We start from the raw sequence: 10,390 nt of genomic DNA, 5'->3' as shown, positions 1-10,390 counted from the left end.
ACTCAACGACCGCCCCCGCATGACCCTGAGCTGGGCCACCCCCGGCGAAAAAATGGCCCAACTCCTGAATGTTGCAACCACCGGTTGAGCCCGCCCTGATGACGGAAACTGTCCAAGATTCACTCTGGGAACTGCCTCCCGCGGCCCGGACGACGTCGCCGGCACGGTCGCTGACCGAGCCTCTGGGACAAATCCTCCAGCGCGGCCAGCGTGGTCTGCCGACCACCTGCCCTGGCCGCCATTGCCTCGCCGGGTCAGCGGCTGCTGGTGGTTTCTCGTACCCAGGGCAGCGCGATCCGCTCGACGAGCACGAGTGCGGAGTAGAGCAGGATGCTGACGAGTGCCACCAGCATGATGGCCGCCCAGGCGGTGGCGGTGTCGCCGACGCCCGCGTACTGGGTGATCACATAGCCCAGGCCCTTCTCCCCGGCCTGGAACTCGCCGATCACCGCGCCGATGGCCGCCAGCGGCATGGCCACCTTGAGCCCCACGAAGATCTGCGGCAGCGCCGCCGGGAACCGCACCTTGCGGAACGCCTGCCAACGGGAGGCGTTCCACGACCGGACCAGCTCGGCCAGGTCGGCCGGCGTGGTGGTCAGTCCCGTCGCGGTGGACAGCACGATGGGGAAGAAGCAGAGCAGGAACACCATGGTCAGGATCGGCTTCTGCCCCCAACCCAGCGCCACCACCAGCAGCGGGCCCAGGGTGATCTTCGGCACGGCGTTGACCGCGACCAGCAGCGGCGTGAACATCCGCTCGACCGTGTGGGAGCTGGCCAGGGAGAGTCCGATCAGGACACCGGCGGCGGCCGACAGGACGAACCCGATCAGGATCTCCAGCAGGGTGGCCCAGGTGTGCTCCAGCATCTGGGCGGGCTTGTCGACGAACGCGCTGAGCACGTCCCCCGGCGGCGGCAGGGCGGCCGGGTGGACCAGCTCCAGCCGGGCCACCAGCCACCACACGGCCAGGGCGACCACGAGACCGGCCGCGGGCAGCAGCGCCGCCCCGGTCCCCGCGCGCAGGCCGGCGCCCCGACCCGCCCGACGCGCCGGGCGGCCGGCGCCCGAGGGTGCGGGCACCGTCACCGCCGGCTCGGCTGAGCGGACGTCGGTCATCTTGTCCTCCTCGTTGTTCGCCGGCCCGCAAGGACCGACAGGATTCGCCGGTCCGCGAGGGCCGACAAGCGACGGGGGTACGCCCCACCGGAGACCGGTGGAACGTACCCCCTGGTGACGACCGGACGATCAGGCCTTCGGCGCGAGGCTGAAGTCGATGATCTGCTCGGGGGTGATGTTCTGCTTGAGCGCGCCCGCGCCCTGCAGGATCGCGATGCTCTTCGCCACCCGGCCGCTGTCCAGCGTGCCGATCGCGGTGCCGGAGTTGCCGGAGCGCACGTACGCGGCCATCAGGTCCAGCTCGGCGGCGGCGGCCACCGGGTTGGCGGCGTCGACGTTCTTCTTCAGGATCTCGCCGGCCTCCTTGGAGTTGGCCAGGCTGTACTCGAGGCCCTTGAGCAGCGCCGCGGTGAACCGCTTCACCATCTCGGGCTTCTCCTTGGCGATCTTGCTGGAGGTGATCAGCACGTTGCCGTAGAGGTCCTGCATCACGTTGCTGTACGGCAGCATGACGGCCTTCTTCTTGGACACCGCCTCGATCGTCGGCTGACCGACGACGAACTGGCCGATGCCGTCCACCGAGCCGGAGGCCAGTGTGCCGATCAGCGCCTGCGCCTCACCGTTGACCCAGGTCACCTTGCTGGCGTCCACACCGGCGAGCCGGGCGTACGTCGGGAAGAGGTTGCGCACCACGGAGCCGGGGGTGTCGGCGAGCTTCTTGCCCTCCAGGTCCTTGGGCGAGTTGATGTTCTTGCCCTCGACGGTGGCGATGCCCGCCATCGTGCGCTGCTGGATCGCGGCCACGGCGGTGAAGTCCTTCGCCTGACCGTTGCCGAGCTGGAGCAGACCACCGGTGAGGTCGATCGGCCCGAAGTCCGCCTGACCGCCGACGACCGTCTGGATCACGCCGCCGGTGCCCTGACCGGCCTTGATCTCGACGTCGAAGCCGGCCTCCTTGAAGAAGCCCTTGTCCTTCGCCACCCAGGCGTAGGAGTCACGGCCGAAGTTGCCGAAGGAGGTGAGGTAGGTCACCTTCTCCAGTGCTCCGTCTTTGCCGCCCTTGGCGTCGTCGGACGAGTCCGACCCGCTGCTGCAGGCGGAGACGAGGGCGAGGGCAGTGGCCAGCGCGGCCGTAGCGACCGTACGGGTCAGCCTTCTCATCAGTAGCACCATGTCCTTTCCGACCGGGGCCGCAGGCCACCGGAGGGGGTTGTCGCGGCGGTACCGGCGGGAGGGGCAAGCCGGGCACCGCCATCGTGAGGGGACTCTTCGCGGGCACAGCGTACGAGAAACCCACAGTTGCGACGCCAGGCGTACCGGGTTGCGGATCGGAAACAACATGACGACGACCCCGGACGGTGCGACATGTCAACAGGGCGGCTAGCCTTTGTCGGATTCCTGACCGTCCACTCAGCGGAGGTCCGCCGCAGATGATCCGACTGTCCGGGGTGTCGCGTACCTTCGAAGGCCGGTCTGGCCAGGTCGAAGCCCTGCGCGGCATCGACCTCGACGTCGCCGAGGGCGAGTTCGTCGCCGTCCTCGGGCGCTCGGGCTGCGGCAAGTCCACCCTGCTGCGGCTGATCGCCGGGCTACTCCCGCTGACCTCCGGCGAGATCACCGTGGCCGGTACGCCGATCACGCGACCCCGCCGCGACATCGCCATGCTGTTCCAGAGGCCGGCGCTGCTGCCCTGGCGCAGCGTGCTGGACAACGTCCTGCTGCCGGTGGAGATCTTCGGCTGGAGTCGCGCCAAGCACCGCGAACGGGCCCGGGAACTGCTCGACGTGGCCGGCCTGGCCGGGTTCGAGAAGCGGCTGCCGCACGAACTCTCCGGCGGCATGCAGCAACGGGTGTCGCTGTGCCGGTCGCTGATCGGCGAACCCCGGGTGATGCTGATGGACGAGCCGTTCTCCGCGCTCGACGCGCTCACCCGCGAGGAGCTGTCCGGCGAACTCCAGCGCGTGCACATGGAGAACAAGCCCAGCATCGTCTTCGTCACCCACTCGATCGACGAGGCGGTGCTGCTCGCCGACCGGGTGATCGTGCTGAGCCCCCGCCCCGGCCGGATCCGCAAGGTGGTCGAGGTGGCCATTCCCCGTCCACGCACCCTGGGCCGCAACGCCCACCTGGCCGACGTCGCCCGGGTCAGCGCCGACCTGCACGAGTTGTTGATGGAACGCGACCAGCCGGCCACGGCCGGCGCGGAGGGACGATGACCATGCGGGTGGCGGTGTTCACCGAGCCGCACCGGGGTGCCGACTACGACACCCAGCTCCGGTTCGCCCGACTGGCCGAGGCCGGTGGCTTCGAGGGATTCCTGCGGGCCGACCACTACCAGTCGATGGGCGACGACCCGGGCCTGCCCGGCCCGACGGACGCCTGGCTGACCCTCGCCGCGCTGGCCCGGGAGACCGAACGGATCCGGCTCGGCACCCTGGTGACGTCGGCCACCTTCCGCCTGCCCGGCCCCCTCGCCGTGCTCGTCGCGCAGGTCGACCAGATGAGCGGCGGCCGGGTCGACCTCGGCATCGGCGCCGGCTGGTACCAGCGCGAGCACACGTCGTACGGCATCCCCTTCCCGGCCGTCGGGGAGCGCTTCGACCGGCTGGCCGAGCAGCTTGAGGTGATCACCGGGCTGTGGTCCACCCCGGTGGGCGAGACGTACAGCTTCACCGGTGACCACTACCGGCTGGTGGACGCGCCCGCGCTGCCCAAGCCGGCGCAGGTACCCGGTCCACCGATCATCGTGGGCGGACGCGGCCCCAAGCGCACCCCCGAGCTGGCCGCCCGGTACGCCGACGAGTTCAACATGCCGTTCAAGTCCGTGGCCGAGACCGCCGGGGCGTACGACCGCGTACGGGAGGCGTGCGACCGTACCGGTCGGGCCGAGACCGGGCGAGCGCCGCTGGTGCTCTCCGCCGGCATCGTGGTGGCCATCGGACGTACCGACGCGGAGGCCGCCCGACGGGCCGCGCCCCTGCACGAGAAGAGCGCGCTGCCACCGGAGGACCCGGTGGTCGGCTCGCCGGCACAGCTGGTGCAGCGGATCGGCGAGTTCGCCGAGATCGGCGCGAGCCGGGTGCACCTGCGCCTCACCGACCTCGACGACCTCGACCACCTCGACCTGATCGCCGCCGAGGTGCTTCCCCAACTGGACGGTGGACGATGACCGACGTGATCGACGGCACCGAACTCGGGCCCGTGGGCCAGGAGGTCGTGTACGAGAACGACCGGGTCCGGGTCTGGCACATCCGGCTCGAACCGGGTGAGCGCCAGCCCCTGCACCGGCACGACCACCCCTACCTGGTGGTGGCGATCCAGGGCGCGAAGAACGTCGTGCAGACGATCGACGGGACCCGGATCGACGCCGACGAGCCCACCGGCGGTGTCGTGTACCGCGACCCCGGCGCGGTACACATGCTCACCAATGTCGGGGACACGACATACCTGGCCCGACTGGTCGAACTCAAGTAGACCCGTCGGCGTGCCCCGGCGCGCCGCGCGGCGCGCCGGTGGCGATCGGGTGTACCAGGTGCGTAACGTGCCCGACATGGCCTATCGGACCTGGGGCAGACTGCTGCTCACGGCGCTCGGGGTGAGTGTGCTGGCCGGAGCCGGCCAACTCGGCGTCGCGTACGGCTTCGGCATCGTCCGGCTCACCGGCGCCTTCACCGGCTCGACGGTCAACCAGTGGCCGGCCCAGCTCGTCTGGGTGGGCTGGTTCGCCGCTAACGCCGCCGTGGCCGGCGCCGTCCTGACCGGACGACTGGCCCGCCGGGACACCCCGCCGGCCAGCACCGGCCGGCACCTGGCCATCGGTGGCGCCGCCGCGCTCGGCGCCACCGCCGTCGCCCCGCTCTGCATGCAGCCCGCCCGAGCCGCCGAGTTGATCTCGGTGGACCCGGTCTGGGCGGTCGGCATCTGCGCCATCCTCGGCGCGGTCATCGGAGCGGGCGCGGCCATCGCCGTACTGCTCCGGCCGGAGCTGGGCTGGAACATGGCGGCCGTCGCCGGGACGATCTGGCTGCTGGCGCTGGTCTCCGTTCTGCCGTCGCTCGGCACGGCCGGCCCGCTGCCCACGGTGCGACTCGGCGTACTCGAACCGGACTGGCTCAACGACGCGGCCGCGCAGCGCCTGGCGCTGCTCGTGCTGCCCCTGGTGGCGCTGCTCGCGGGCGCGGCGACCGCAGGCCTGGCCCGGTGGCGCGGCCAGATCCCGCTGATCAGCGCGGCGACCGGGGTGGCGGGTCCGGTGCTGGTGGCGTTCGCCTACCTGACCGCCGGCCCCGGCGACGCCATCGACCGCTACCAGACGACCCCCTACTATGGCGCGCTGATCGCCGTCCTCGCCGGCGCCCTGGGGGCCGCGGCGGCGGCCCTGCTGCGCTGGCCCGTCGGCGTCCGCGCCGCCGATTCCGAGGCGATCGCGCCCACCGACATCCTGCGTCCGCTGCCCACCGGCCCGACGCTGCCGGGCGGTGGGCCGGCGACGTCGACAGACCAGGCCGAGGACCACCCCGGGCACGCCGGCGGCCAGCTGGTCGAGACGGCTCCGGGTCCGCGTGCCGGTGACGACACCACCGGCGTACGCACCGTCCCCGCCCACTGGGACTGGCCGTCTGCCACGGCGAGCGGCCAGCACGGCCCGATCCCCGCCGAGGCGACGCGCCTGGGCGAGACCCCTCGGCCCACCGGCCCCCGCCAGCGGTCCGACGCCGCCGGGTCGGCAGCGGACGCCGCGACTCCGGACCCGTTCGCCACCGGCGGACGGCACGACCGCTCACCGGCCCGCGCCTCCTGGCTGACCGACCCGACCGGCGAGTTCACCGCCGGTCGGCAGCCGTCCAGCCGCGACGAGGACGCGACCGGCGGTACCGCCGACCCGGCCCGTACCGCTGCGGCGTCCACCACGCCCGAGACCGCAGGCGTCAGCCCGACGCCCGAGGTGGGCGGCGACAGCGCGGCAGACAGCGCGACGACCGGCCGGGACAAGCCGGGCAGCGACCGCACGACGATCAACGCCACGGACGCGCCGCTCGACACGGAAGCTCCGCTCGGCACGGAAGCCCCGCTCGACACGGACGGCTCCGGTGAAACGGGCACTCCGCTCGCGGGCACCACCGTCACTCCGGTCGCCCGCCGGGCGGGCACCCGGGCCAGGGGCGGCGCGGGCACGCCGAGCGCGGGCGACAGCGGCGATCCGGTCGCGGCCAACGCCGGCACCCCGAGCACGCAGGGCACGAATCCGCAGGTCATGGACGTGGCCGACATGCCGAGCACGGATCCGCAGGTCGTGGCCGACGCCGGCACGCCGAGCACCGGCCCGCAGGTCGTGGACGCGGCCGGGCCGAGCACGGGTCCGCAGGTCGTGGACGTGGCGGGCACGCCGAGCACGGAGAGCGGGGGCAGCGCGGGCGACCGCGCCGCCGACGCGTCCACGCCCAAGCCGCGTCGCTCGCGCAAGCCGAAGTCCGTCCCGGCCGCCACCTCGACGACCGCGACCGACGACGGCACGGCAGCAGCCACCGGGACGAACACCAGCGCGACGGCCACCGCCGGACCGGCAATCACCGGTACGAGCACCGAGGCGACGACCGGCGGACGCGCCAAGCGGACGACCCGCGCCGGCAGGGACGTGACGAGCGCCGACCAGCCGCTCGGCCAGGACGCGTCGCGCCGTTCCGGCGAGAGTGGGAGCGCCACGCCCGACGAAGCGACACGGACCGCCGGTGCGGAACCCTCGGCCGTCGAAGAGGGTGCGGGCCTGCCCACCGAGACCGCCGTCACGGAGTCCAGGGCGGACCGCCGCACCGAACCCGAGGGTGGCACCGGCGCTTCGCTGTTCGGCGAGCCGACTGCGGGCGACGCGGGGGCCGACCGCTGGACGCCGGCAGCGCCGGCCTGGTCGGCCACCCCGTCGTGGACCACGGCGTCGACCGACCCGGAACCGTCGGCTGCGGATGCGCCCGCGAGCGCCGAGGAGTCGGCCGATTGGACGCCCCGCTTCCGGCACCGGGCTCCCCTGCCCGACCTGAGCCGAGTGCCCAGTTGGGACGCCTTCGACACCACCCGCCGCGCCAGAGGTTCGGATCAGAGCACCGGTACGCCGGACCAGTACGCCAGCGCGCCCGAGGGGGGCGCATCGCCCGCCACGACGGCCGGACCAGCGGTCAGCACGCCGGACCAGACCCCCGGTACGACCGACCAGGCCAGGGCGATGGCCGCCCTGGCGAGGTCCATCGTGCCGCCGTCGATCACTCCGGTCGTACCGGAGCAGGGCGACGCGTCCACCACCGCCGGCAGTGCCGAGCCGGTGAACGACCCCGCGCGGACGTCCACGGACGACGGGCGGCGGTCCTCCCGGCGAGGGCGGCTCGGCGGTCTGTTCCGGCGTAACCGGGTGCGGGCCGACGAGGAGAACCGACCCGCGCCCGATGCGGCGGAGCCGCTGCCCTCGCAGGACGAGGAGTTCGTCGACTGGGTCGCCGGCCTCGGCAAGCCGGTCACCGACAACGAGCCCGAGCAGGAGAGCGGCCGTCGCTCGCTGCGTTCCACCGGCCGCCACCACCGCGACTGAACTGATCGACCCCGGGTTTCGTGAAGCCGGGCCTTCCTGCCGGCCAGGACGCCCCCGACATCCCGGAACCCGGGGTTGACCATGCCAAACGTCAGACCAGCGGCAGGTAGACCCTCCCGCCGTCGGAGACGAACTCCTCCGACTTGTCCTTCATGCCGCGGGCGGCGTACTCCTTCAGCTCCTGGGTGATCTTCATGGAGCAGAACTTCGGGCCGCACATCGAGCAGAAGTGAGCGGTCTTCGCGGGCTCGGCCGGCAGCGTCGCGTCGTGGTACGAGCGCGCGGTCTCCGGGTCCAGCGAGAGGTTGAACTGGTCCTCCCAGCGGAACTCGAACCGCGCCTTCGACAGCGCGTCGTCCCACGCCTGCGCGCCGGGGTGCCCCTTGGCCAGGTCGGCAGCATGGGCGGCGATCTTGTACGCGATCACGCCGGCCTTCACGTCGTCGCGGTCCGGCAGGCCGAGGTGCTCCTTCGGGGTGACGTAGCAGAGCATGGCGGTCCCGAACATGCCGATCATCGCCGCGCCGATCGCCGAGGTGATGTGGTCGTACGCGGGCGCGATGTCGGTGGTCAGCGGCCCGAGCGTGTAGAACGGGGCTTCGTGGCACCACTCCTGCTGGAGGTCCACGTTCTCCTTGATCTTGTGCATGGGCACGTGACCCGGGCCCTCGATCATCACCTGCACGTCGTGCTCCCAGGCGATCTTCGTCAGCTCACCGAGGGTGCGCAGCTCGGCGAACTGCGCCTCGTCGTTGGCGTCCGCGATCGAACCGGGCCGCAGCCCGTCACCGAGCGAGAACGTCACGTCGTAGCGCGCGAGGATCGCGCACAGCTCCGCGAAGTTGGTGTACAGGAAGTTCTCCTCGTGGTGCGCCAGGCACCAGGCCGCCATGATCGAACCACCCCGGGAAACGATCCCGGTCACCCGATCCACGGCCAGCGGCACGTACGGCAGCAGCACCCCGGCGTGCACCGTCATGTAGTCCACGCCCTGCTCGGCCTGCTCGATGACGGTCTCGGCGAACACCTCCCAGCTCAACTTCACCGGGTCGCCGCCGACCTTCTCCAGCGCCTGGTAGATCGGCACCGTCCCGATCGGCACCGGGGAGTTGCGCACGATCGCCTCACGGGTCTCGTGGATCCGCTTGCCCGTGGACAGGTCCATCACGGTGTCCGCGCCCCACCGGGTCGCCCAGGTCAGCTTCTCCACCTCCTCGGCCACCGACGAGCTGACCGCCGACGTGCCGATGTTGGCGTTCACCTTGACCAGGAACGCCTTACCGATGATCGCCGGCTCGCACTCCGGGTGGTTCACGTTCAACGGCAGCACCGCCCGACCGGCGGCGATCTCGGTCCGGACCAGCTCCGGGTCGACGTTCTCCCGGATCGCCACGAACTCCATCTCCGGCGTCACCACCCCCGCCCGCGCGTACGCGAGCTGCGTGGGGCGGCGACCGTCCGCGCCGGCCAGCGGCGTGCCCGCGCCCCGCACCGGGGCCACGTCACCGCGCTCGGCGATCCACGGACCACGCAGCGCCGGCAACCCCACCGCCGGGTCCGACCCGGGGCCGGACGTGTCGTAGAGCCGTACCGGCGGATGGTCACCGGTCAGGGGCACCTCCGCGAACGGCACCCGCACATCCGGCCGCGACCCCTCGACGTACACCTTGCCTCGTGCCTGCATGACAACCTCCCTGGTGATCAGACGGACCAGCCGAAGTGGTCCAGTGGTCCGCGCCCCGTGCCCAGCTCCCAGCCCCGCCCACCGGTCAGCGCGCGGTACACGTACTCCTTGGCGACCCGCACCGCCGCCGGCACCGGATCGTCCAGCGCCAGCCGCACGGCGATGGCCGCCGAGAACGAGCAGCCGGTGCCGTGGGTGTGCCGGGTGTCCACCCGGGGCCCGCGCAGCAGGGTGGTGACACCGCCGCCGCACAGCACGTCGACCGCCTCGTCCCCGGCGACATCGCCGCCGGTGACCACCACGTACTCCGGGCCGCCGGCCGCGAGGGCCTCGGCGGCCACGACCATCCCCGCCACGTCGTCCACCGCGCGTCCGGTGATGGCCGCGGCCTCCGCGCAGTTCGGCGTCGCCACCCGGGCGTACGGGAGCAGCCGCTCCACCGCGCCCACCACGCCCAGCCGGTGGCCGCTCGTCGCGACCAGCACCGGATCGACGACGAGCTGGGGTAGCCGACCGTCCCGGGCGGCCTGAGCCACCACGTCGGCGACGGCCGGGGTGCCGAGCATCCCCGTCTTGACCGCGCGCACGGTGAAGTCGGCGAGCACGCTGTCCAACTGCTCCGCGACCGTGCGCGGCGGCAACGGCAGGACGGCGTCGACACCCCGGGTGTTCTGCGCGGTGACCGCCGTGAGGACACTCGTGCCGTACGCGCCGAGCGCCGCGAAGACCTTGAGATCCGCCTGGATGCCCGCGCCACCGCCGGAGTCTGAGCCGGCGATTGTCAGGGTTGTTCTTGGTGTCATGTTGCCTCTTTGGTTGCGCTTTGGGGCTGCGGCCGACCGTGCCCACTCCGTCGCTGGCTTTCCTCTGTGGTCGCGGTTGGGGGCTGGGGGGGGGGGGGGGGCCCCCCCCGCGGGGGGGGGGGGGGGGGCCCGGGGGGGCGGGGGCCCCCGCCCCACCCCGAGGTCGAGCACCGCCCGGGGCGCGGGGGGAGTGAGAGATTGGTGGGCGCGC

Annotated in this window: 8 protein-coding genes; 4 read left to right on the top strand and 4 right to left on the bottom strand. The window is 72.5% G+C overall.

What is annotated here, in order from left to right; all coding sequences use genetic code 11:
• Positions 1-254: 254 nt before the first annotated feature.
• Both ACIA3K_RS28285 and ACIA3K_RS28280 read right to left on the bottom strand, forming a co-directional pair.
• Positions 255-1,115, bottom strand: a complete 861-nt coding sequence (locus tag ACIA3K_RS28285) for an ABC transporter permease (RefSeq protein WP_396804649.1) — start codon at positions 1,113-1,115, stop codon at positions 255-257.
• Positions 1,116-1,244: 129 nt separating this feature from the next.
• Positions 1,245-2,276: an ABC transporter substrate-binding protein gene (locus ACIA3K_RS28280; protein ID WP_355050735.1), complete on the bottom strand. Its 1,032-nt coding sequence runs from the start codon at positions 2,274-2,276 to the stop codon at positions 1,245-1,247.
• A 269-nt stretch (positions 2,277-2,545) separates the two neighbouring features.
• On the opposite strand from ACIA3K_RS28280, the gene ACIA3K_RS28275 reads away from it, so the two are divergent.
• From ACIA3K_RS28275 to ACIA3K_RS28260, 4 genes are all read left to right on the top strand, one after another.
• Positions 2,546-3,331 (top strand): ABC transporter ATP-binding protein, encoded by a 786-nt coding sequence (locus ACIA3K_RS28275; RefSeq protein ID WP_396804648.1) that lies wholly within the window; start codon positions 2,546-2,548, stop codon positions 3,329-3,331.
• 2 nt (positions 3,332-3,333) lie between these two features.
• Entirely contained in the window at positions 3,334-4,284 is a 951-nt protein-coding gene (locus ACIA3K_RS28270) for an LLM class F420-dependent oxidoreductase (RefSeq protein ID WP_396804651.1), read from the top strand.
• Positions 4,281-4,589, top strand: coding sequence for a cupin (locus ACIA3K_RS28265; protein ID WP_355050737.1), 309 nt, complete (start codon positions 4,281-4,283; stop codon positions 4,587-4,589). The genes ACIA3K_RS28270 and ACIA3K_RS28265 overlap by 4 nt, the downstream gene beginning before the upstream one ends.
• A 76-nt stretch (positions 4,590-4,665) precedes the next feature.
• A complete protein-coding gene (locus ACIA3K_RS28260) occupies positions 4,666-7,692 on the top strand; it encodes a hypothetical protein (protein ID WP_396804647.1) in 3,027 nt (1,008 codons plus the stop codon).
• Between the two features lie 91 nt (positions 7,693-7,783).
• Here the strand turns inward: ACIA3K_RS28260 and thiC are convergent, their stop codons facing one another.
• Together thiC and thiD are read right to left on the bottom strand one after the other, a co-directional pair.
• Positions 7,784-9,376 (bottom strand): phosphomethylpyrimidine synthase ThiC, encoded by a 1,593-nt coding sequence (thiC, locus tag ACIA3K_RS28255; RefSeq protein WP_396804646.1) that lies wholly within the window; start codon positions 9,374-9,376, stop codon positions 7,784-7,786.
• A 17-nt stretch (positions 9,377-9,393) separates the two neighbouring features.
• The gene (gene thiD, locus ACIA3K_RS28250) at positions 9,394-10,179 is read right to left on the bottom strand and encodes a bifunctional hydroxymethylpyrimidine kinase/phosphomethylpyrimidine kinase (RefSeq protein WP_396804645.1); all 786 of its coding nucleotides are present in this window, start codon (positions 10,177-10,179) and stop codon (positions 9,394-9,396) included.
• Positions 10,180-10,390 lie beyond the last annotated feature (211 nt).

The sequence above is a fragment of the Micromonospora sp. NPDC051543 genome, from assembly GCF_044454415.1.
Taxonomy (GTDB): domain Bacteria; phylum Actinomycetota; class Actinomycetes; order Mycobacteriales; family Micromonosporaceae; genus Micromonospora.
This window is presented reverse-complemented; position numbering and strand designations above follow the sequence as displayed.